General features: G+C 59.5%; 19 protein-coding genes. 10 read left to right on the top strand and 9 right to left on the bottom strand.

From position 1 onward, the window contains the following. On the top strand, window positions 1-660 hold the full coding sequence (locus tag BMY44_RS13745; RefSeq protein ID WP_089995968.1) for a flagellar hook capping FlgD N-terminal domain-containing protein: 660 nt from the start codon (window positions 1-3) through the stop codon (window positions 658-660). Here the strand turns inward: BMY44_RS13745 and ubiB are convergent. Continuing rightward, the gene (ubiB, locus tag BMY44_RS13740; protein ID WP_089995965.1) at window positions 655-2,193 is read right to left on the bottom strand and encodes a 2-polyprenylphenol 6-hydroxylase; all 1,539 of its coding nucleotides are present in this window, start codon (window positions 2,191-2,193) and stop codon (window positions 655-657) included. The genes BMY44_RS13745 and ubiB overlap by 6 nt on opposite strands. 1 nt (window position 2,194) lies before the next feature. Next, the gene (gene ubiE / locus BMY44_RS13735; RefSeq protein WP_089995962.1) at window positions 2,195-2,947 is read right to left on the bottom strand and encodes a bifunctional demethylmenaquinone methyltransferase/2-methoxy-6-polyprenyl-1,4-benzoquinol methylase UbiE; all 753 of its coding nucleotides are present in this window, start codon (window positions 2,945-2,947) and stop codon (window positions 2,195-2,197) included. A gap of 199 nt (window positions 2,948-3,146) precedes the next feature. Between ubiE and mutM the strand changes: the two genes are divergently transcribed. The 9 genes from mutM (at window position 3,147) to gyrB (ending at window position 13,284) form a co-directional block, all read left to right on the top strand. Then, window positions 3,147-3,998 carry a bifunctional DNA-formamidopyrimidine glycosylase/DNA-(apurinic or apyrimidinic site) lyase gene (mutM, locus tag BMY44_RS13730; RefSeq protein WP_089995959.1) on the top strand — a complete coding sequence of 284 codons (852 nt, stop codon included), beginning with the start codon at window positions 3,147-3,149 and terminating at the stop codon, window positions 3,996-3,998. A 62-nt stretch (window positions 3,999-4,060) separates the two neighbouring features. Further along, window positions 4,061-4,837, top strand: a complete 777-nt coding sequence (locus BMY44_RS13725; RefSeq protein ID WP_089995956.1) for an enoyl-CoA hydratase — start codon at window positions 4,061-4,063, stop codon at window positions 4,835-4,837. A 152-nt stretch (window positions 4,838-4,989) separates the two neighbouring features. Then, window positions 4,990-5,253 carry a 30S ribosomal protein S20 gene (gene rpsT, locus BMY44_RS13720; RefSeq protein ID WP_089995953.1) on the top strand — a complete coding sequence of 88 codons (264 nt, stop codon included), beginning with the start codon at window positions 4,990-4,992 and terminating at the stop codon, window positions 5,251-5,253. A gap of 575 nt (window positions 5,254-5,828) precedes the next feature. Beyond that, a complete protein-coding gene (dnaA, locus tag BMY44_RS13715) occupies window positions 5,829-7,175 on the top strand; it encodes a chromosomal replication initiator protein DnaA (protein WP_089995950.1) in 1,347 nt (448 codons plus the stop codon). Window positions 7,176-7,450: 275 nt separating this feature from the next. Further along, window positions 7,451-8,569: a DNA polymerase III subunit beta gene (gene dnaN, locus BMY44_RS13710; protein ID WP_089995947.1), complete on the top strand. Its 1,119-nt coding sequence runs from the start codon at window positions 7,451-7,453 to the stop codon at window positions 8,567-8,569. Beyond that, window positions 8,566-9,681, top strand: coding sequence for a DNA replication/repair protein RecF (recF, locus tag BMY44_RS13705; protein ID WP_089995944.1), 1,116 nt, complete (start codon window positions 8,566-8,568; stop codon window positions 9,679-9,681). Before dnaN ends, recF begins: the two co-directional genes overlap by 4 nt. Next, window positions 9,678-10,112 carry a VOC family protein gene (locus BMY44_RS13700; protein WP_089995940.1) on the top strand — a complete coding sequence of 145 codons (435 nt, stop codon included), beginning with the start codon at window positions 9,678-9,680 and terminating at the stop codon, window positions 10,110-10,112. Before recF ends, BMY44_RS13700 begins: the two co-directional genes overlap by 4 nt. Then, window positions 10,109-10,729 (top strand): LysE family translocator, encoded by a 621-nt coding sequence (locus BMY44_RS13695; protein ID WP_089995937.1) that lies wholly within the window; start codon window positions 10,109-10,111, stop codon window positions 10,727-10,729. The genes BMY44_RS13700 and BMY44_RS13695 overlap by 4 nt, the downstream gene beginning before the upstream one ends. 137 nt (window positions 10,730-10,866) lie before the next feature. Further along, window positions 10,867-13,284 carry a DNA topoisomerase (ATP-hydrolyzing) subunit B gene (gene gyrB / locus BMY44_RS13690; protein ID WP_089995934.1) on the top strand — a complete coding sequence of 806 codons (2,418 nt, stop codon included), beginning with the start codon at window positions 10,867-10,869 and terminating at the stop codon, window positions 13,282-13,284. Here gyrB and BMY44_RS13685 read toward each other — a convergent pair. The 7 genes from BMY44_RS13685 to pncA are packed head-to-tail and all read right to left on the bottom strand — an operon-like array spanning window position 13,281 to window position 21,345. Next, window positions 13,281-14,114 (bottom strand): NAD-dependent epimerase/dehydratase family protein, encoded by an 834-nt coding sequence (locus tag BMY44_RS13685; protein ID WP_089995930.1) that lies wholly within the window; start codon window positions 14,112-14,114, stop codon window positions 13,281-13,283. The genes gyrB and BMY44_RS13685 overlap by 4 nt on opposite strands. After that, the gene (locus BMY44_RS13680; RefSeq protein WP_089995927.1) at window positions 14,111-14,869 is read right to left on the bottom strand and encodes an HpcH/HpaI aldolase family protein; all 759 of its coding nucleotides are present in this window, start codon (window positions 14,867-14,869) and stop codon (window positions 14,111-14,113) included. The genes BMY44_RS13685 and BMY44_RS13680 overlap by 4 nt, the downstream gene beginning before the upstream one ends. Further along, a complete protein-coding gene (locus BMY44_RS13675; RefSeq protein WP_089995924.1) occupies window positions 14,866-16,062 on the bottom strand; it encodes an NAD(P)/FAD-dependent oxidoreductase in 1,197 nt (398 codons plus the stop codon). The genes BMY44_RS13680 and BMY44_RS13675 overlap by 4 nt, the downstream gene beginning before the upstream one ends. Next, the gene (locus BMY44_RS13670) at window positions 16,062-17,759 is read right to left on the bottom strand and encodes a hydantoinase B/oxoprolinase family protein (RefSeq protein WP_089995921.1); all 1,698 of its coding nucleotides are present in this window, start codon (window positions 17,757-17,759) and stop codon (window positions 16,062-16,064) included. Before BMY44_RS13670 ends, BMY44_RS13675 begins: the two co-directional genes overlap by 1 nt. Beyond that, window positions 17,756-19,831: a hydantoinase/oxoprolinase family protein gene (locus BMY44_RS13665; RefSeq protein ID WP_089995918.1), complete on the bottom strand. Its 2,076-nt coding sequence runs from the start codon at window positions 19,829-19,831 to the stop codon at window positions 17,756-17,758. Before BMY44_RS13665 ends, BMY44_RS13670 begins: the two co-directional genes overlap by 4 nt. A gap of 48 nt (window positions 19,832-19,879) precedes the next feature. Beyond that, window positions 19,880-20,755: a LysR family transcriptional regulator gene (locus BMY44_RS13660; protein WP_089995916.1), complete on the bottom strand. Its 876-nt coding sequence runs from the start codon at window positions 20,753-20,755 to the stop codon at window positions 19,880-19,882. Beyond that, entirely contained in the window at window positions 20,752-21,345 is a 594-nt protein-coding gene (gene pncA, locus BMY44_RS13655) for a bifunctional nicotinamidase/pyrazinamidase (protein ID WP_089995913.1), read from the bottom strand. Before pncA ends, BMY44_RS13660 begins: the two co-directional genes overlap by 4 nt. Window positions 21,346-21,418 lie beyond the last annotated feature (73 nt).

The following is a 21,418-nucleotide window of genomic DNA, read 5'->3' as shown; positions in this document are numbered from 1 at the left end:
ATGGAAATCTCACCGACACTCGCCGCCGCCGCAGCACCCATGCCACCGCAGGCGACTGCCTCTGAAATCAGTTCCGATTTTGAAACCTTCCTGCGCATGCTCACCGTGCAGATGCAGAACCAGGACCCGCTGAACCCTGTCGATTCCTCGGATTACGCCGTGCAGTTGGCGACGTTTTCGGGTGTGGAACAACAGGTGCTGACGAACGATCTGCTGCGCGGCATCGCCGCACAGGCGGGCACATCGGGGCTTGCGCAGATGGCAGGTTGGGTCGGTATGGAAGCACGCGCCGCAACCCCTGCCTATTTTGACGGGGCACCGCTGACGCTTGCCCCGCAGCCGGCGCAGTTCGCGACATCAGCGCAGATCGTGGTGCGCGATGCGCAAGGGCTGGAAGTCCAGCGTTTCGACATCGGAACGCAGGCGGAAACGATTTCCTGGGCGGGTGTGAAGGCGAACGGCCAACCCTTGCCGAACGGGGTCTATCAATTCGAAACGATCAGTTTCGAAGGGGCCAATGCGCTGCAGCAGGATACAACCGCCGTCTACGGTCGCGTCACAGAGGTGCGCATGGAAAACGGTGAGGCGATGCTTACCTTGGCGGGCGGACAGACGATTGCGGCAGGGGCGGTGACGGCCTTGCGCGAACCCGGATCATAAGCCCGTCAGCAACTGCCCGATCCAGATACCGCCACCCACAAGAACACCGCCCAGCGCCATCCACGACAGCCGCGCGATACGGCGTTGCGGCTTCGGCGGCGGTGGCGGGTTGTTCAGCCGGATCAGCGCCTCTTCAGCAAGGCGCGGCAGCTGTGGACCAAACCGCGCCAGAATCATCGCCGTCTTGCCGAGATCCTGCAGCAGGGCCGCGGGGCCGATACGCCTTTTGATGTAATCCTCGACAATCGGCTGCGCGACCTGCCAGATATTCATATGCGGATCCATCGATCGCGCGACACCTTCAACCACAACCATCGTGCGTTGCAGCAGAATCAGCTCTGTCCGTGTTTCCATGCCAAAGCGTTCGGTCACCTCGAACAGGTAGCTCAACAGGCGCGCCATCGAAATGCGGCTCGCGTCCATCCCGAAAATCGGCTCTCCCACCGCGCGCAGCGCGCGGGCAAACTCATCGACGTCACGGTCAGCGGGCACATACCCCGCTTCAAAATGAACCTCAGCGACGCGCTGATAATCCTTGCGAATAAAGCCAAACAGAATTTCGGCATAGACGCGGCGGGTATATTCGTCGATCCGACCCATGATGCCGAAATCATAGGCAATCAGGTCGCCATTCGGGGCGACCTTCAAATTGCCCTGATGCATGTCGCCATGAAAATAGCCGTCGCGCAACGCGTGGTTAAGGAACATCTGCAGGACACGCGCCGCCAGCACGCGGCGGTCATGTCCGGCCGCATCCAGCGCCATGTTATCGCCGGCATTCGTCCCCTCCGCCCAGTCAAGCGTCATGACCCGGCGGCCGGACAGATGCCAGCGCACCAGTGGGACCTGAAACCCCTTGTCGCTTTTCGTGTTTGCGGCGAACTCCGCCGCGGCAGAGCTTTCAAGACGCAGATCAAGCTCTCCCAGAACCACGCCTTCAAAGTGGGTAATCACGTCCATCGGACGCAGACGCCGCGATGCGGGCGAAAGAACTTCGATCGTGCGTGCCGCGAAATAAAATGCGTCGATATCCTTGCGAAACGCCTTTTCGATACCCGGACGCAATATCTTGACGGCGACGGCATCGCCAGTGTCGGCCAGATGCGCCTTGTGCACCTGGGCAAGAGAAGCGGCGGCGACCGGTTCGGAAAAGGATGAAAACGCGTCATCCACGTTCACACCCAGTTCGCGCTGCACCTCTGCGCGCGCTTCAGCCATGGAAAACGGCGGCAGCTTGTCCTGCAGTACGCGCAGCTGTTCGGCCATATCATCGCCGACGACATCCGGACGGGTCGACAGGATCTGTCCGAACTTGATGTAGGCAGGGCCGAGCACTACCAGCGCGCGGGGCACCGGCGACATCTTCGGATCGCCCTTGAAACCCAGCCACTGAAACGGCCAGACGATCGTGCGGAAAATGAGGCGCAGATAGGCGGGGGCCTCGAACGCTTCCAGCACGACTTTCATCGCGCCGGTCCGTTCCAGCGTCGCACCCGTGCGGATCAGGCGGATAATATTGTGGGGGCCACGCAAGTTAGAGCTTCCATCCCGAATGCAGGCACGCGACGCCCATCGTCATGTTGCGGTACTTCGCGTTCTCGAAGCCAGCTGCGCGGACCATGCGAAGAAACGATTCCTGATCCGGGAAGTTGCGGATCGACTCCACTAGATACTGATAGCTGTCGCGATCGCCTGCGATCATCTGGCCCATGCGGGGGATGACGTTAAAGGAATAGGCGTCATAGGCAGCCTGCATCATCGGGTTGGGCAGTTGGCTGAACTCCAGCACCATCAATCGCCCACCGGGGCGCAATACGCGAAAGGCTTCGTTCAATGCCTCTTGCGGGCGGGTCACGTTCCGGATGCCAAAGGAAATCGTGTAGACATCGAACGTGTTGTCATCAAATGGCAGTGCCATCGCATCGCCCACGATCCAGTCGAGGCTGTCGGACAACCGCGCTGCCTCGGCCCGTTTGCGCCCTTCGACCAGCATCGGTTCTGTCAGATCAAGCACAGTAGCGTGGCCATGTCCGGCGCGCTTGAGAAACCGGAACGAAATGTCACCTGTGCCGCCTGCGACATCAAGCAGCCTCTGGCCCGGTCGCGGGGCGAGCCAGTCCATCATCGCGTCTTTCCAGAGCCGATGGATCCCGCCCGACATCACGTCGTTCATAATGTCGTATTTATTGGCCACAGAAGAAAAGACGCCCTGCACCCGTCCGGCTTTTTCGCTTTCGGGAACGGTCTGTGCACCAAAATGCGTCGTGTTTTCGGGTTTGTCGGTCATATCGTCTTTGCCTGCATAACGTTGGCATCGGGTTATACCCCTTGGCAGCAAAGGACAAACCGTCATTCCGGCATTCAATTTAGTCCGCGGTCTCTGTCTCACAAGTTCTACATTATGACGCAGCCCCTGATGCGGGTTGCCGCACCCTACGAAACGCTTACCTATAGGCCCATGACACACCCCAGCCGATCAGGTCGCTATGCCCGAACTTCCCGAAGTTGAAACCGTCCGCGCCGGGCTGGCCCCTGTGATGGAAGGACAGGTGATCGCCCGTGCTGACGTGAACCGCCCAGACTTGCGCTGGCCGTTTCCCGAAAACATGGCCGACAGGTTGACAGGGGCCACGATCACACGCCTGCGGCGCCGATCGAAATACATCCTTGCGGACCTCAGCACCGAAGAAACGCTTTTGATTCACTTGGGAATGTCGGGGCGGATGTTGATTTCGGGTCATACGGTGGGCGACTTTCACCACCCCCATCCCGTACCCGCCAAACATGATCACGTTGTTTTTCACATGGGCAATGATGCGCGCATCACCTTCAACGATGCCCGCCGCTTTGGCGCGATGGACCTGCTGCCCACGGCTAGCGACAGCGACCACTGGTTGATCCGCGATCTTGGCCCTGAACCATTGGGAAACGCATTCGACGAGGATTACCTCGTGGCAAAACTCAAGGGAAAGAACACGCCGATCAAGACGGCCTTGCTTGACCAGCGGATCGTGTCGGGGCTCGGCAATATCTATGTCTGCGAAGTGCTGCATCGCGCGGGCATCCATCCGGCACGCAAGGCTGGCAGGATCAGCGCCGCCCGAGTCGCGAAACTCGTGCCCATCATCCGCGACGTCTTGTCCGAAGCCATCGCCGCGGGCGGGTCGTCCCTGCGCGATTACAAGCAAACAGATGGAGAGTTGGGTTATTTTCAGCACACCTTCCGGGTCTATGACCAAGAGGGCAAGATATGCGCAACCCCTGATTGCACAAGGCAAATTTCGCGAATCGTGCAAGGCGGTCGATCATCTTTCTTTTGTCCGCAATGCCAAAGATAGCTTGAACCGCGCCCTGACTTTGCGCATCAAAAGCGTCAACCGTAACTGCAAGGCAGCCCCTCATGGCCTATGAAACGATCATCGTTGATATCGAAGACTACGTCGCGACCATCACACTGAACCGGCCCGACGCGATGAACGCGATCAATTCCAAACTGCTCAAGGAACTGTGCCAGGCGGTGGAAGAGGCGGATGCCTCTGACAAGGTACGCTGCATGATCATCACCGGTTCGGAAAAGGCGTTCGCCGCCGGGGCCGATATCACGGAAATGGCCGACAAGACCTTCGTCGACATGTACGTTGAAAACTTCTTTGGCAACGAAAGCGACCGGTTCAACCGGGCGCGCAAGCCGATCATCGCGGCCGTGTCAGGCTATGCACTGGGCGGCGGGTGCGAACTCGCCATGATGTGCGACTTCATCATCGCCGCTGAAAAAGCGAAATTCGGCCAGCCCGAGATCAACCTAGGTGTGATTGCGGGCATCGGTGGCACACAACGACTGACCCGCTACGTCGGCAAGTCGAAATCGATGGATATGCACCTGACAGGCCGCTTCATGGATGCGACCGAAGCCGAGTCCAGCGGACTGGTCAGTCGCGTGGTGCCGTTCAAAAAGCTGATGGACGAAGCAAAGGCCGCCGCGATCAAGATAACCGAAAAGCCGCTTTTGGCTTCGATGGCCGCCAAGGATGCCGTGAACCGTGCGTACGAGACGACGCTGGCTGAAGGTATCAACTACGAACGTCGCATGTTCCAGGCGCTGTTCGCGACCGAAGATCAGAAAGAAGGCATGACGGCATTCCAGGAAAAACGCGAAGCCCAATTCCGGGACCGCTGATTTAAGGGGTTCCCTTGTACTGCCCAAGCGCCTATACGGCGCGTCGAACATGCGTGTGATGCCCGCTTTGGCAGATTCGGCCGGTACTGAACCCGGTGGGCCATCAGGCGCAATGTAACTGTATTTGATGAACCCGAACGAAAGACACGAACATGGCAAACACGACACAATCCAAGAAACGCGCCCGCCAGAATGCGGCGCGCTTTGCTGTCAACAAGATGCGCCGCTCGCGGATCCGCACACACCTGCGCGCCGTCGAAGAAGCAATCGCATCCGGTGACAAGGATGCGGCGACAGCAGCTCTGAAGGCGGCCCAGCCCGAACTGATGCGCGGCGTTACCAAAGGCGTCTATCACAAGAACACGGCGTCACGGAAAATGTCCCGTCTGGCAGCACGCGTCAAAGCGATCGGTTAACCGATTCCTGCCGCATTTGCGCAACATATTTGAAACTTCAAAGCGCGCCCGCAGAGGCGCGCTTTTGCGTTCCGCTTTAGGGGGAATGAAAGTTTTCTCGCTGATTCAAGGCGATCAGAGATTCTTTTTCCAGAAAGCCAGAGTCAAGCGCGTTGTTCTGTTGTCGGGACAGCAAACCCCTTGCTACGTTGACCCTGCGATTCACATCGTTCCGGGGGGGACATGGGGGATCGGCAAAAATTTGGTGATGATCGCAGCTGCCGCTGCCAGTGACCGAATGCTGATTTTGCCGAAGTCCATGCAGGGGTTCTGGGCATGTTTTGCCCAAGACTCTTGTGTCAGTGACGCGCCAGGGGGGGACACCTCTGGATGCGTTGTATCTTGTCCTCCTTGAAACCGTCGTAGGGTGCTTGGAAGTCTGTCTGTTTTGCAGCAACCGGTACACTGGGGCCTATGATTGTGGTGCACGACATCGACGTCAGATGACCTCTGACGGCAGTGTTTGTCGTGTCCAATGTGAGTTGTTGCGGCGCAAGCTGTTGGGCAATTGTATATTGGATGGGACAACGAAGACTATGACAACGCAAGTGTGGGCTGATGTGTTGCGGGCGCTAAAAAGCGGGATGAGCGCGAACAGTTTCTCAAGCTGGATCGAACCACTGCAACTCAAACAGCTTCAGGACCGCGTTGCGACGTTCGAAGTTCCGACCGGGTTCATTGGAAATTATGTCGACCAGAATTTCGGTGACCAGATCATCTATCAGCTAAATCGTCATAGCCAGGATGTGCAACGTCTGCGGTTTGATGTTCCGGCCAACCAGTCGGCACGGCCCGCAAACTCGTCCACCAAGCCCAAGTCTGTACAGGCCGCTGATCCTAACAGCGCAGGTGCGCCGATTGATCCGCGCTTTACCTTTGACACCTTCGTCGTTGGCAAGCCGAACGAACTGGCAAACGCTGCCGCGCGGCGCGTCGCCGAAGGCGGCCCGGTCACCTTCAACCCGCTCTTTCTTTATGGGGGCGTCGGTCTCGGCAAGACACACCTCATGCATGCCATCGCGCATGAATTGCAGGAACGCAGCCCAGAACTGAACGTGCTTTATCTGTCCGCAGAACAGTTCATGTACCGCTTCATTACAGCGCTGCGCGAACGCAAGATGATGGATTTCAAATCGCTCTTCCGGTCCGTCGATGTGCTGATGGTCGATGATGTGCAATTCCTTGCTGGCAAGGACTCCACGCAAGAGGAGTTCTTCCACACCTTCAACGCGCTCGTCGATGCCCGCAAACAGATCATCATCTCTGCCGATCGCGCGCCCGGCGAAATCAAGGAGCTCGAAGACCGCATCCGCTCGCGTCTGCAGTGCGGCCTGGTCGTCGATCTGCACCCGACCGACTATGAACTGCGGCTCGGCGTTCTGCAGGCCAAGGTGCAAATGCAGCAAGCGCAGTACCCCTCACTCGAGATCGCATCGGGCGTGCTCGAATTTCTCGCACATCGTATCACCAGCAACGTGCGGATTCTCGAAGGCGCGCTGACCCGCCTTTTCGCCTTCGCCAGCCTCGTGGGCCGCGAAATCACGCTGGAACTGACGCAGGATTGCCTGTCTGACGTGCTCAAGGCGTCCGATCGCAAGGTCACAGTCGAAGAAATCCAGCGCAAGGTATCCGAACATTACAATATCCGGCTCTCCGACATGATCGGGCCGAAACGCGTGCGCAGCTACGCGCGGCCACGCCAGATCGCGATGTATCTGGCCAAACAGATGACCAGCCGGTCGCTGCCGGAAATCGGTCGCCGCTTTGGCGGGCGGGACCACACGACAGTCATGCACGGCGTCAAACGGGTCGAAGAGCTGATGGTCATCGACAGCCAGATCGCGGATGACATTGAACTGCTGCGCCGCGCGCTAGAGGCTTGATCCAGCACGCGTAGCAGGACTTCACACACCACTAAGGTTAACACGCCGCCCACCCTCTTTCTGCGTCCAATCAAACTTCGGGATGAGCCGCCCAGCGGCGAGGGGCAGCGCCCCTTTCCGACAGGTCAAAGGCGGGCGGGGCCAAGGATACAGGGCAATTCGCTTGACGGCACCGCATCAGGTGTCGAAAGTCACATCAAACAGTTGCAACGGGCGGGAAAACAGATAGTTTTCACCTCCCGGCGGAAAGCGCCGGCAAAGCGGAGCGAGGGACAATGAAGATCAGTATCGAACGCGCGAGCCTTCTCAAGGCGGTCGCACAAGCGCAATCCGTCGTGGAACGGCGCAATACGATCCCCATCCTCGCCAACGTCCTGATCGAGGCCGAAGGCGACAGCGTCCAGTTCCGTGCCACCGACCTCGATATCGAGGTGGTGGATCGTGCGCCCGCACAGGTCGAACGGGCCGGTGCGACGACGGTCTCTGCGGTCACGCTCAATGAAATCGTGCGCAAACTGCCTGATGGCGCACTCGTCACACTCAGCGAAGACGGCGCATCCGGTCGCCTGACGATCGAGGCGGGTCGTTCCAATTTCTCGCTTGCGACGTTGCCCAAAGAGGACTTCCCGGTCATGGCCTCCTCGGAATACGCCGCGAATTTCTCGGCTCCGGCACCGGTGCTGCGCCGCCTCTTCGACAAATCGAAGTTCGCAATCTCGACCGAAGAAACCCGCTATTATCTGAACGGTGTCTACATGCATGTCGCCGAAGCCGATGGCGGCAAGGTGCTGCGCTGTGTCGCCACCGACGGTCATCGGCTGGCCCGGATTGACGCGGACCTGCCCGAAGGGGCCGCCGACATGGCAGGCGTGATTGTCCCGCGCAAGACGGTCGGCGAATTGCGCAAGCTGCTTGATGATGACGACATGCAGATCGCGGTCTCGGTCAGTGAAACAAAGGTCCGTTTTGCGACGCCGGACATCACGCTGACATCCAAGGTTATCGACGGCACCTTCCCGGATTACACCCGCGTCATCCCGCAAGGAAACACGCGCAAGCTCGAAGTGGACGCCGCCGAATTCGCCAAGGCGGTGGACCGTGTGGCGACAGTGTCCTCCGAACGCTCGCGCGCGGTGAAGCTGCAACTTGACGAAGACAAGCTGATCCTGTCGGTGAACGCCCCTGACAGCGGTGCGGCCGAAGAAGAACTGGTCGTCGCCTACAGCGACGAACGGCTCGAAATCGGGTTCAACGCGAAATACCTGCTGGAGATTGCCAGCCAGGTGGACCGCGAAAACGCCGTCTTTATGTTCAATTCGTCCGGCGACCCGACCCTGATGCGCGAAGGCAATGATACCAGCGCCGTCTATGTCGTCATGCCGATGCGCGTGTGACGGCGCAGCTCGCACTCACCCAGCTGACGCTTTCCCATTTCCGCTCTCACAAAAGGGCGGTGCTCGACGTCGATGCGCGGCCCGTCGCGATCTATGGACCCAACGGTGCGGGCAAGACCAACCTGCTCGAAGCGGTTTCGATGCTTTCGCCCGGACGCGGTCTGCGTCGTGCGGGTATCGAAGACCTGATCCGCCGCCCTGAATCGCTTGGCTGGAAAGTCACCGCGATTCTGCAATCCCTGCACCAGATCCATGAAATCGAAACCGGTGCGGAACCTGGTACATCGCGCAGCGTCCGCATTGACAGCAAGGCCGCCGCGCAGAATGCGCTGGGCAAGATCGCCCGCATCCTCTGGCTTGTGCCATCAATGGACAGGCTCTGGATCGAAGGGGCAGAGGGGCGGCGACGCTTCCTCGATCGCGCCACGCTCAGCTTTATCCCGACCCATGCAGACGCAGTGGTACGCTACGAAAAAGCCATGCGCGAACGTAACCGCCTGCTCAAGGACATGGTGCGCGACCCGCATTGGTACACCGTGCTGGAACAGCAAATGGCCGAAGCTGGCGCTGAACTGACCGCAAACCGCCAAACGGCCATTGCGGCGCTTGCGGCCGCGCAGGACACGACTGAAACCGCATTCCCGACAGCAACGCTCGACCTGACCAACGCAAACCCCCTGCCGGACGACGACAAGGATACATTGCTGCAAGCACTGATCGAAGGACGCCCGCGCGATATGTCGGCTGGCCGCACCCTTGTTGGCCCGCACCGCGCCGATCTGACGGCGATCTATGCAGACAAGGGCGTGGATGCAAAGGACTGCTCGACAGGTGAACAGAAGGCGCTGCTCATCAGTCTGATCCTCGCAAACGGGCGCGCGCTGACTGGTAGCTTCGGTGCGCCGCCTATCCTGCTTCTGGACGAAGTGGCCGCCCATCTTGACGCCAGCCGCCGCGCGGCACTTTATGATGAAATCTGTGCGCTTGGCGCACAGGCATGGATGACGGGGACTGGCCCCGAACTTTTTGCCGAACTGGATTCGCGCGCGCAATACATTGAAGTCACGGAAGAAAACGGTATTTCAATCACGACACAAAGGACCACACCATGACCCCGCAACGCGTCACACTCATCACTCTTGGTGTCACCGATCTGGCGCGCTCCAAAGCGTTCTACGCCGCCCTCGGGTGGGAACCGAAAGAGGATCTGGAAGAGGCTGCGTTCTATCAGATCAACGGAATGGCGCTTGGCCTCTTCGGGCTGGATGCGCTGGCCAAGGATCAGGGCCGCGAGGGGACGAAACTTGGCATTGGTGGCAGCACATTGGGCCAGAATTTCCCGACCGAGGAAGAGGTTGATGCCGCCTATGCCAAGGCGATCGCTGTCGGGGCCACGCCCTTGAAAGCGCCGGAAAAGGTATTCTGGGGCGGGTATTCCGGCTATTACGCCGATCCCGACGGGCACGTCTGGGAGGTCGCGATGAACCCTTTCTGGCCGCTGAACGATGACGGCAGCCTGACACTGCCCGACGCGCCTGCATGACGATCACCGTCGCTGATATGCTTCTTTACGCAGGGGCGCTGTTCATCCTTTTCATGACGCCGGGGCCGGTTTGGGTGGCGCTGGTGGCGCGCACCTTGTCGGGCGGGTTCAATGCGGCGTGGCCCTTGGCGCTGGGCGTCGTTGTCGGCGATGTGCTCTGGCCGCTGTTGGCGATTCTGGGCGTGTCGTGGATCGTCAGCGTCTATGGGGATTTCCTGCTGATCCTCAAATGGATTGCCAGTGCCACGTTCATCGTCATGGGCTGGCTGGTGGTACGCTCGGCAGACAAGACCATCGCTTCTGACAGCCGACTGACGCGGCCGGGCATGTGGGCGGGTTTTCTTGCCGGGCTTGCGGTGATCCTCGGCAATCCCAAGGCGGTGCTGTTCTACATGGGCATGTTGCCCGGATTTTTTGATCTGACGCGGCTGACATGGATCGACATCGGCATCATCTGTTTTCTCAGCCTGATCGTTCCGCTGGCAGGGAACCTGACGCTTGCACTGTTCATCGGCAAGGCGCGGGCATTGCTGACGTCACCCGCGGCGCTGCGGCGCACGAACCTGACGGCAGGGGGTCTGCTGATCTGCGTGGGGCTGGTGATCCCGATTTTATAGCGGCGACACGCCCATTTCGGGAGTGTTGAAATCTGCGACCCTGCGGCCGTGCCGTATCCACAAAATATTGTGCCAATCGCGTGACAATCCCTTCGGTTTTCCATATATTTAGCGGGTAAACGGACAGGAAAAAATTGATGTCAGACGAGCAGGCAAGCAGCCCGGAATACGGGGCGGATTCCATTAAGGTTCTCAAGGGCTTGGAGGCCGTCCGCAAGCGTCCCGGTATGTATATCGGCGACACCGATGACGGTTCGGGCCTGCATCACATGGTCTACGAGGTCGTGGATAACGGCATTGACGAGGCGCTGGCCGGTCACGCCGACCACGTGAGCGTGAAAATTCACGCCGACGGGTCGGTCTCTGTCGGTGACAACGGGCGCGGTATCCCTGTCGATATGCACAAGGAAGAAGGCGTTTCCGCAGCCGAAGTCATCATGACCCAGCTGCACGCGGGCGGTAAATTCGACAGCAATTCCTATAAGGTCTCCGGCGGTCTGCACGGTGTTGGCGTGTCCGTCGTCAACGCTCTGTCTGACTATCTGGAACTGCGCATCTGGCGTAACGGCAAAGAGCACTATGCCCGGTTCGAAGGCGGCTTCACCACCGAAAGCCTGAGGGTTGTGGGTGACGCCAACGGACGCAAAGGAACAGAGGTGCGCTTTCTGGCCAGCCTCGAAACATTTTCGAACAGGGAATTCGATTTCCACACACTGGAAAAGCGCCTGCGCGAACTCGCCTTCCTGAATTCTGGCGTGCGCATCATCCTCGAAGACGAACGGCCCGCTGAACCGCTGCGCACCGAATTGTTCTACGAAGGCGGGGTCAAGGAATTCGTCAAATACATCGACCGGTCGAAAACGCCGGTCATGCCCGAACCGATCTACGTCAAGGGCGAACGCGACGACATCGGCGTCGAGGTCGCGATGTGGTGGAACGACAGCTACAACGAAATGGTTCTGCCATTCACAAACAACATCCCGCAGCGCGATGGCGGCACGCATATGGCGGGCTTCCGTGGGGCGCTGACGCGTACGATCAACAACTATGCGCAATCCAGCGGCATCGCGAAAAAGGAAAAGGTCAGCTTTACCGGCGACGACGCCCGCGAAGGTTTGACCTGCGTGTTGTCGGTTAAAGTACCTGACCCGAAATTCTCCTCCCAGACCAAAGACAAGCTGGTGTCCTCCGAAGTGCGCCCTGCTGTGGAATCTCTCGTCGGCGAAAAGCTCGCCGAATGGTTCGAGGAAAACCCGACCGAAGCCAAGCAGATCGTCGGCAAGATCGTCGAGGCCGCACTCGCACGCGAAGCTGCCCGCAAGGCGCGCGAACTGACACGCCGGAAAACGGCGATGGATGTGAACTTCCTCGCCGGAAAACTGAAGGACTGTTCCGAAAAAGACCCGTCAAAAACCGAAGTTTTCCTTGTCGAGGGTGACTCCGCCGGTGGCTCTGCCCAAACCGGGCGCGACCGTCAAACGCAAGCGATCCTCCCGCTGAAAGGTAAAATCCTGAACGTCGAACGGGCGCGTTTCGACCGGATGCTCGGCTCTCAGGAAATCGGAAATCTCGTCATGGCGCTCGGCACCGGTATCGGGCGCGACGAATTCGATATCTCCAAACTGCGCTACCACAAGATCGTCATCATGACCGACGCGGACGTTGATGGTGCGCACATCCGTACGCTGTTGCTGACCTTCTTCTTCCGCCAGATGCCTCAGCTGATCGAAAACGGGCACCTCTACATCGCGCAGCCGCCGCTTTACAAAGTGGCGCGCGGCAAGTCCGAGGTTTACCTCAAGGATCAGGCCGCGATGGACGAATACCTGATCGAACAGGGCATCGACGGTGCCGTCTTGCGCCAAGGCAATGGCGACGAAATCGCCGGGGCCGACCTGCGCCGCGTGATCGACGATGCGGCACGGCTCAAGCGGGTTCTGGATGCGTTTCCAACCCATTATCCGCGCCATATCCTTGAACAGGCCGCGATTTCCGGTGCCTTCGTGCAAGGCGCGGTTGACGCGGACCTGCAAGGCGTGGCCGACAAGATCGCCAAGCGACTCGATCTGATCGCACTTGAATGGGAACGCGGTTGGCATGGGCGGATCACACAAGATCATGGCGTGCGTCTCGCCCGTATCCTGCGCGGCGTAGAAGAAGTGCGGACACTTGACGGCCCGATGCTGCGCTCAGGTGAAGCGCGCCGCACCGGTACGTTCACGCAAGCCCTGCAAGAGGTCTACGATCTGCCTGCGACGTTGATCCGCAAGGACCGCAGCCAGATGATCCATGGCCCGCTCGATCTGCTCAAGGCCATTCTGGAAGAGGGTGAAAAGGGTCTGTCGTTGCAGCGCTACAAGGGTCTGGGCGAAATGAATCCCGATCAGCTTTGGGAAACAACGCTGGACCCGGACGCACGCACGCTGCTGCAAGTCAGGGTCGAAGATGTCGCCGAAGCTGACGATATCTTCACCAAGCTGATGGGCGACGTGGTCGAACCACGCCGCGAATTCATCCAGACGAACGCGCTGTCAGTGGAAAACCTCGACTTCTAGTCTTTGGACACGTTCCTGGCCTTGATCATCTCGACCCCGCTGGTGCCCAATGGGACGACGGCGAACGGTCCGCCGTGGCACATGTCTTCGGGGTTTTGGGGGTCTTGTGGATCCGCCTTGGGTAAAATGTCGGCGGCATAATCTTCTGCGTTGTCCTTCGGGCGAAACCCAAGAAACGCCGCGCCCGAATTATCCACGCCGGCACGGTCGTTGTTGGAAACACCATAGACGATGCTGAACCCGACCGTGGGCGAGGTGACGCATTTTTCGACCAGTTGAACGGCGTCGCCTTCGGAAAGCCACGTACCCAACGCACGGCTATTGCCAGGCTTGGGCGTGGCAGATGCGATGCGCATACAGACCGTCTCAAGCCCGCGCTTGTCCCAGTAAAGGCTGGCAAGGTCTTCGGTAAAACACTTGGCCAAACCATAGTAGGTATCGGGACGGTGGGCGGCATCAATACCGATCGCGGTCTGTTTCGGATGCATCCCGACTGCGTGGATGGAACTTGCGAAAACGATCCGCCTGACGCCCTGTTGATGGGCACTTTCCCAGATGTTATAGGCACTTAGCAGGTTGGAATGAAAAATCTTCTCCCACGCGGCCTCATCTGCGATCGATCCGAAATGAACGACCATATCGGCCCCGGCCAGCAGGTCATGCACTTGATCGAAGACACCGATATCGACCTTCCGATAGCTTTCGTTGGGCAGCAGATCGGTGATGCCGTCAGCAATATCGGTGGACACCAGCGTGTCGCACAGCGCGGCCAGCGGCGCACGACACAGCCCGCCCAGATAGCCGGCAGCACCGGTCAGAACGATTTTCATGTCTTGTCTCCCCTTACATGCGCAAGCAACGCATCAGACCCTTTGGCCAGCAATCCGACGTCTGTGCCGCAGGCCACGAATGTGAATCCTTCATCCAGCAAACTGCGCGCGAAATCGGGGTCCGTGACCAGCGTGCCAACGGGCACGCCGCGTGCAATCAACAGTTTCGCTGCCTTGCGGATTTCGACCCAGACATCGGGGTGCAGCGGCTGACCCAGCAATCCCATATCCGCCGAGATATCCGCAGGGCCAAAGAACACGCCGGATACGCCTTCCACGGTGCCGATCTCGACAGCCTGGGCCAAGGCGGCGCGAGTCTCGATCTGCACGATCAAGGTCAGCGCATCGTTCGCGGACTTGTAGTAATCAGGCGTCCGGCCAAAGTTGTTCGCACGTGTCGATCCCGCAACTCCGCGAATACCCTCGGGCGGATAGCGCGAGGCAGCAACAGCGGCGCGCGCTTCATCCGCGTCCTGCACAAACGGGAACAACAAGCCCTTCGCCCCGGCATCCAGCAATTGCTTGATGATGACCGGCTCGTTCCAGGGCGGACGCACAATCGCCGATCCGCCATGTCCGGCAATCGCCTGCAACTGGCTTAGCACCATTGGCAAATCATTCGGCGCATGTTCCATGTCTACGACCAGCCAGTCGAAACCAGCCCCGGCCACGACCTCTGCGGCATAGTTGTGGGAAAGTGAAATCCACAATCCGATCTGTTGCTGCTTGTCGCGCAGCGCGTCTGCAAATGTCATATTACGGCCTTTTCAACGAACTTCTGGCCCCGCACGATCCGGTCAAACGCAAAGGGTGTCAAATCGAGTGTCTGGAACGCACCTGTGGCGATCCATTCCGCAACGCCACGCCCCAAGGCAGGGGATTGCTGGAACCCGTGACCGGAAAAGCCGTTGACGAAGATGAAATTGGACACCGCGTTGTGCGGCCCGATAATCGCGTTCTGATCAAAGGTGTTATAGGCGTAATGGCCTGCCCAGGAATTCACCAGCCTGATCCGCTCGAACTGTGGCACCCGATGGGCCAGCACGGGCCAGACTTTTTCTTCCCAGATCGCATGATCCTGCACGAAATCATCGTAATCGACCGCCGGATCGTCATCGGGCGGACACCCGGCTAGGTAATAGGTGCCATCGGTCCGCATATGTACGCCGCTCGGGTCGATGGTCAGCGGCAGGTCACGGTCCAGCGGGTCTTCGGCCTGAAAGATGAAGGTATAGCGCTTGCGCGGCTCTACGGGAATCTCGATGCCCGCCATGCGGCTGGTCAGAACTGCGCGCGGTCCCGACGCATTGACGACAGTACCACATGCGATCACCTCGCCGCTGGCAAGGGTGACGCTTTCGATGCGATCGTTGACGCGGGACATCGCGACCACTTGATTGTGGACGTATTCCGCGCCCCGTTCGCGGGCAGAGCGCTTCCACCAGTCAAACAAGGTGTTGCCATCGAAATACCCTTCGTCGATCAGGTTGTGATTGCCCGCAACAATGTCGTCCATGTTGTAGAAAGGATAGGCGGCCTTGATCTCGGCGGCCGTCATGTGCTTGGTGCCCGCCCCGTGGGCCTGCTGCACTTTCTGTGCCTCACGCAGGTTCTGGGCAAACGCTTCGGTATCGGCCAGATACATGTAGCCATAGCTTTGCAAGGCCAGATGCGGCACGCGCGTATCACCGCCCATATAGGCGCGGAAATTCTTGACGAAATCAGCCGCGAACTGGGAAATTTTTATATTGATAGGCGCAGAAAATTGCTGCCTCATGCAGGAATTCGTATGGGATGTTGATGTGAACTCGTAAGTCGGATCTTTCTCGACGACCAGAATGGTTCCGTTGAAGTCCGCGTTCTCCGTCAGCCACCACGCGACTGATGACCCGTACATCGCCCCCCCGACAATAACGACATCATAGCTGTTTTTCTGTGGTGCCTGCATCAGATGTCCTCTCCCCTCGCAGTGGCGGATTGCACGGCGGCCACCTCTTCCGCGCTTATCCCATATGTGTCTTGCGCCACATTGGCAGAGATATAACCGCGCGCAAGATCGCGCCGCACCAATGCAGGGTCACGCAAGGCCGGATCGCCGTAGCCGGCCCCGCCGGGAAAGGCCAACATCACCCGTCGCCCGTGCGCCACAAACTGTTTGCCCTTGCCCCGCATCGGGGTGCCATCGTCCTGCGCAATCGTCGTTGGTGCACCGTCCAGACCACCGTGCCGTCCGCGTGCGGGATGATCGACACGATCGAACATCGCCTGAAAGTCGAATTCCTGCCCTTCGGCAGCCCCGACTTCCATGAACTGGCCCAGCCCGCCGCGGAACTGACCGGCACCACCGCTGTCGGGGCGCAATTCCTTGCGCCAGATAATGACCGGCCCGGTATGTTCCGTGGCTTCGACCGGCATCGTCATCACGCCCGATGGAAAGGCGGTCGCGTTCATCCCATCCAGCGTCGGACGGGCACCGGACCCGCCGGAATTAAAGGTCAATACCTCGGCCCTGACCGCAACTTCTGGTGCAGGGGCGTCTGTGCGCGGACGCAAGGACACCTGAAAATTACACAGGCACCCCGCCCCTTCGGCAGGAACCGTGCCCGGCAAAATCTTGTCGAGCGCGTCATAAACCGTGTCAGGCACCATGTGCCCGATGATATGGCGCAGCGCGACGGGCGCGGGGTGGACGGCGTTGACGATGCTGTCCACGGGGGCGACCACCTCGAACGGGGCAAGTGATGCGGCGTTGTTGGGGATTTCGGGGGCGATGGCGCATTTCAGCGCGTAGCAGGCATAGGCCTTTGTATAGACCAGCGGCACGTTGATGCCTTTCTTGTCCAGCCCCGATGTGCCGTCCCAATCGCACAGAATACGGTCCGCGAAGATCTGCACCTTGACCTTCAGGTCAATCGGGCGGTCGAACCCGTCGATCCGCATGGACCCCGTTGCCGTCTCGCGCGGCAGCGCGGCAATCCGTTCGAGGGTCGCGCGACGTGAATTATCAAGGATGAAGGTCGCAATGCCTTCAAGATCGGTCAGATCGAATTCGTTCATCATCTCGACCAAGCGGCGGTGACCGATTTCGTTGCATGTGACCAGCGCAAAGATATCGCCCACCAGCTGATCGGGTTCGCGGACGTTGCCGCGCACGATGCGCAGCAGCGTTTGGTCAATCTGCCCCTGATCGACCAATTTCATGATGGGGATATACAGACCTTCTTCGTAAACGCTTGCCGCATCCGCCCCGAACCCGCGCCCGCCGATATCCACGATATGCGCGGTGCAGGCAAAAAAGCCGACATGCACGCCGCGATGAAATGACGGGGTAACAACGGTGATATCATGAAGATGGCCAGTGCCTTCCCACGGATCGTTGGTGATATAGACGTCGCCCTCGGTGATATTGTCACGTCCGATCCGCCGGATGAAATGGCCGACCGCATCCGCCATCGCGTTTACATGGCCGGGTGTACCGGTGACGGCCTGCGCCAGCATCTGCCCCGCCTGATCGTAGACCCCGGCGGACAGGTCACCCGCTTCGCGCACAGAGGTCGAAAAGGCGGTCCGCACCAACGCCTGCGCCTGTTCCTCGACCACGGAAATCAGCCGGTTCCACATCACCTGATTGGCAACAACACTCATGCGGCGTCCTCCTTGGTAATAAGGTCGATCGTGCCATCTGCCTGCGCCCGTGCAATGCGCGAGGTCGGGACAACAATCGTGGTTTCGTCTTCGGTGATAATGGCTGGACCCACGACTGTATCGCCGGGCGTCATCGCGGCGCGTGTGACAACCTGTGCATCAACCATCTGCGCCAATGCAGGATCGAACACGCCCCGTGTGGGCCCGCCATCCAATGCCTTGCCAGGGCTGAACGACGCAACTGGCGTGGTTGGCTGCGCCGGTGTCGTTGCATTCACGGCCCAGACCGTGATTTCGACATCCATGCCGTCCACGGGCCGTCCGAACAGGGCCGCATAATCCGCTTCGAACAGCGCCTGGAACTTCGCGGCGTCCGGTGCGGCGGCGTCCTCGGCACGCAGGATGATCGGGATTTCCCAACCTTGGCCGGTGTAGCGCATGTACGCCTTGTATTCGGTCAAAATCTCGGCCGTCGCATCGCAGGAACGTACAAAACCGGTCGCCTCCTTGGCCAGATCGGCCAACAGGTCGCGCACGACGTCCGGCGCGAAATCGGACAGCTTCATATAGACGGACCGGTTCGCCTCGAAACTGAACGGGGCACGCAAGAACCCGACAGCCGATCCGACGCCCGCGCCCGTAGGCACCAGCAGCCGGGACACGCCCAGCTTTTCGCACAAACGACCTGCGTGCAGCGGGGCCGCCCCGCCAAAAGCGATCATCGTGTATTCAGCAAGGTCTTCTCCGTTTTCAACCGCATGAACGCGGGCGGCATTTGCCATGTTCTCATCCACGACCTCCGCCAGACCAAAGGCGGATTCCACCGCGTCCATGTCCAGCGGATCACCCAGAACGCGGGTCAAGGCATCTTGCGCACGATCGGGATAAAGCGGGATGGACCCGCCCGCGAAATGGGCAGGGTCCAGTTTGCCCAGAACAAGATCGGCGTCCGTTACGGCAGGCTTGTCACCGTTGCGGCCATAGCAGGCTGGCCCCGGCTCGGACCCTGCACTTTCGGGACCAACGCGGATCTGGCGCATCGCATCCACATGGGCCAAAGACCCGCCGCCCGCACCAATCTCGACCATGTCGATCACGGGGATGGAAATCGGCATGCCCGACCCCTTCTTGAACCGATACGTGCGCGCCACTTCGAACACGCGCGACGTTTTCGGGGTCTGGTTGCGGATCAGACAAATCTTGGCCGTGGTGCCGCCCATGTCGAAAGACAACACCTTATCCAGACCGAACTGCGCAGCGATATTGGCGGCAAAGACGGCACCGCCGGCAGGGCCGCTCTCGACCAGTCGGACAGGAAATTCGGCGGCACTTTCGATGCTGATGATACCGCCGCCTGAATGCATCAGGAAAATCTGGCAATCCACGCCCTGATCGCGCAGCCGCCCGGCCAGACGGCCCAGATAGGATTTCATCAGCGGTTTGATATAGGCGTTTGCGACAACTGTATTGAACCGCTCGTATTCGCGCATCTGCGGTGACACTTCGCAAGACAAGGATACCATCGCATCGGGCATCTTTTCGGCCAAGACCTCGGCAACCAACCGTTCGTGCGCGTCATTCAGGTAGGAATGGATCAGACCGACAGCGATACTCTCATACCCGGCAGCCTTGATATCATCGACAACGGCTTCGACCTCTGCGCGGTCCATGGGGCGCAATTCACGGCCCTTCGCATCCATGCGGCCCGCCACGACGAAACGGGACTGACGGGGCAGCAGGGGTTCGGGAAGGGTCAGGTTCAGATCGTATTGTTCGAACCGGCTTTCGGTGCGCATCTCGATGACATCGCGAAAGCCCTTGGTGGTAATCAGGGCGGTCTTTGCCCCGCGCCGTTCGATCAGGGCATTCGTGGCCAGCGTGGTGCCATGAATAATCTGTTCGATGTCGGATGGCGCGATGCCAGCCTTGGTACAGACCTGCTGCAAACCATCGACAATCGCATCCTCGGGGGCGGCATAGGTGGTCAAGACTTTGGTGGAAAACCGGTCGCCACCGACTTCCAGCACGACGTCCGTAAACGTGCCACCGATATCAACGCCAAGCCGCGCCATCAGAATCCTCCAGATCACTCGACCTGAACGGTAGCAGGATGGATTATATCACGTCGAATTATTTGATTTGATAGATTGCATCGCAATTTCTGATGCAAGCTTTCCCGCGGCGACGACAGGATCAATTGCGCGCTCTGCGTCATAGCGGGCGAAAAAGGTCAGCGGTGCGGGGGTCCAGGCATAGGGCAGAACGCGCAAACCGGGTGGCACCATCGCGGCAGGCAGGGCGGCGACGCCCAAACCGTCCTGCACCATCTGCAGACAGGAAAACAGGTTGCTCGACGGCACCAGTCGCGGGGCGATGGCTGTCCGGCCTGCAAAATGCGCGGCGATTTCCTGATACAGCACGGTCTCGCGCCCGTGCGTCAGAACCGGCACGTTTTCAAGGGTGTCAGCCACGTCCAGATCGGGATGTGCCACCCAGACCAAAGGGTACTCGCCCAAGAAAACCTCGCCCGACATCGCCCGTGCAAAAGGGGCGTTCTGCAAGGCAAGGTCCAGCTGGCGCCCGGCAAGTGCGCGTTCCAGTTCAATGGACATGCCGACGGTCACTTCAACCAGAAGATTGGGAAAGGCGTCTTTCATCGCGCGCAGGAACGGGCGCAGCCATGTCAGCGACACCAGTTCGGTGACCCCCAGCCGCAGGGTGCCATCATACAGGCCACGCTGCCCGCTGACGGTAATAAGCTGATCCACGGCAGACAGCACCTCGCGGGCGTAGCCGATCAGCTTCTGACCTTGTGGTGTCAGCCGGACAGACCCGGCATCGCGCAGCATCAGGGTGACGCCCAGCGACTCTTCCAACTTGGCGATGCGGGCGGAAATATTGGGCTGGGTTGTGCCCAGACGCTCTGCCGCCTGACCGAAACTCGCCAGATCGGACACCCAGACAAAGGCTTCCAGTTGCTTGAGGTTCAGGCTCACGCCAGTGTCACGCCCGCATCCGCCATCCCTGCACGGGCGGCATCAAGCGAGCCGTCAAAGTCGATGGCACGACACAGGTCTTGCCGGACAGTCACATTGAAGCCCAGCTTCGCGGCGTCCACGGCGGAATAGTTCACACAAAAATCCAGCGCGAGCCCCACCAGCGTCAGATCGGTGATCGCGCGCGTGCGCAGATACCCTTCCAGCCCGGTGGGCGTGGTGTGGTCGTTCTCGAAAAAGGCGGAATAGCTGTCGATCTGCGGATTGAACCCTTTGCGGATGATCAGATCGCCATCAACGCGCAGGTCTTTGTGGAAATCGGCCCCCGCACTTCCCTGAATACAATGATCGGGCCACAGCACCTGCGGACCATAGGGCATCTCGATCAGGCTCATCGGGTCTTTGCCGGGATGCGAACTCGCAAACGAAGAATGGCCCGCCGGATGCCAGTCTTGCGTCAGGATGACAGCAGTGAAATCAGCCATCAGTGCGTTGATTCCGCTGACAATCTCGTCCCCGCCATCGACGGCCAACGCACCGCCGGGGCAAAAATCGTTCTGCACATCAATGACAATCAGGGCCTTGGACATGATCAACCTCCTGCAAATCCGTCGACAGGCTACGCCGTCCAAACCGGCAATAAAAGCGGCAACCGTAAATCGC

This window comes from Cognatiyoonia koreensis (assembly GCF_900109295.1).
Taxonomy (GTDB): Bacteria; Pseudomonadota; Alphaproteobacteria; order Rhodobacterales; family Rhodobacteraceae; genus Cognatiyoonia; species Cognatiyoonia koreensis.
Note: the sequence above shows the minus strand (reverse complement) of the source record. Positions and strands in the feature narration are given on the sequence as shown.

Excerpts from the sequence above, each read along its gene's own strand:
- BMY44_RS13745 (WP_089995968.1), top strand. The coding sequence starts at position 1 with ATGGAAATCTCACCGACACTCGCCGCCGCCGCAGCACCCATGCCACCG.
- ubiE (WP_089995962.1), bottom strand. The coding sequence starts at position 2,947 with ATGACCGACAAACCCGAAAACACGACGCATTTTGGTGCACAGACCGTT.
- mutM (WP_089995959.1), top strand. The coding sequence starts at position 3,147 with ATGCCCGAACTTCCCGAAGTTGAAACCGTCCGCGCCGGGCTGGCCCCT.
- BMY44_RS13725 (WP_089995956.1), top strand. The coding sequence starts at position 4,061 with ATGGCCTATGAAACGATCATCGTTGATATCGAAGACTACGTCGCGACC.
- rpsT (WP_089995953.1), top strand. The coding sequence starts at position 4,990 with ATGGCAAACACGACACAATCCAAGAAACGCGCCCGCCAGAATGCGGCG.
- dnaA (WP_089995950.1), top strand. The coding sequence starts at position 5,829 with ATGACAACGCAAGTGTGGGCTGATGTGTTGCGGGCGCTAAAAAGCGGG.
- dnaN (WP_089995947.1), top strand. The coding sequence starts at position 7,451 with ATGAAGATCAGTATCGAACGCGCGAGCCTTCTCAAGGCGGTCGCACAA.
- BMY44_RS13700 (WP_089995940.1), top strand. The coding sequence starts at position 9,678 with ATGACCCCGCAACGCGTCACACTCATCACTCTTGGTGTCACCGATCTG.
- BMY44_RS13695 (WP_089995937.1), top strand. The coding sequence starts at position 10,109 with ATGACGATCACCGTCGCTGATATGCTTCTTTACGCAGGGGCGCTGTTC.
- gyrB (WP_089995934.1), top strand. The coding sequence starts at position 10,867 with ATGTCAGACGAGCAGGCAAGCAGCCCGGAATACGGGGCGGATTCCATT.
- BMY44_RS13685 (WP_089995930.1), bottom strand. The coding sequence starts at position 14,114 with ATGAAAATCGTTCTGACCGGTGCTGCCGGCTATCTGGGCGGGCTGTGT.
- BMY44_RS13680 (WP_089995927.1), bottom strand. The coding sequence starts at position 14,869 with ATGACATTTGCAGACGCGCTGCGCGACAAGCAGCAACAGATCGGATTG.
- BMY44_RS13675 (WP_089995924.1), bottom strand. The coding sequence starts at position 16,062 with ATGCAGGCACCACAGAAAAACAGCTATGATGTCGTTATTGTCGGGGGG.
- BMY44_RS13670 (WP_089995921.1), bottom strand. The coding sequence starts at position 17,759 with ATGAGTGTTGTTGCCAATCAGGTGATGTGGAACCGGCTGATTTCCGTG.
- BMY44_RS13665 (WP_089995918.1), bottom strand. The coding sequence starts at position 19,831 with ATGGCGCGGCTTGGCGTTGATATCGGTGGCACGTTTACGGACGTCGTG.
- pncA (WP_089995913.1), bottom strand. The coding sequence starts at position 21,345 with ATGTCCAAGGCCCTGATTGTCATTGATGTGCAGAACGATTTTTGCCCC.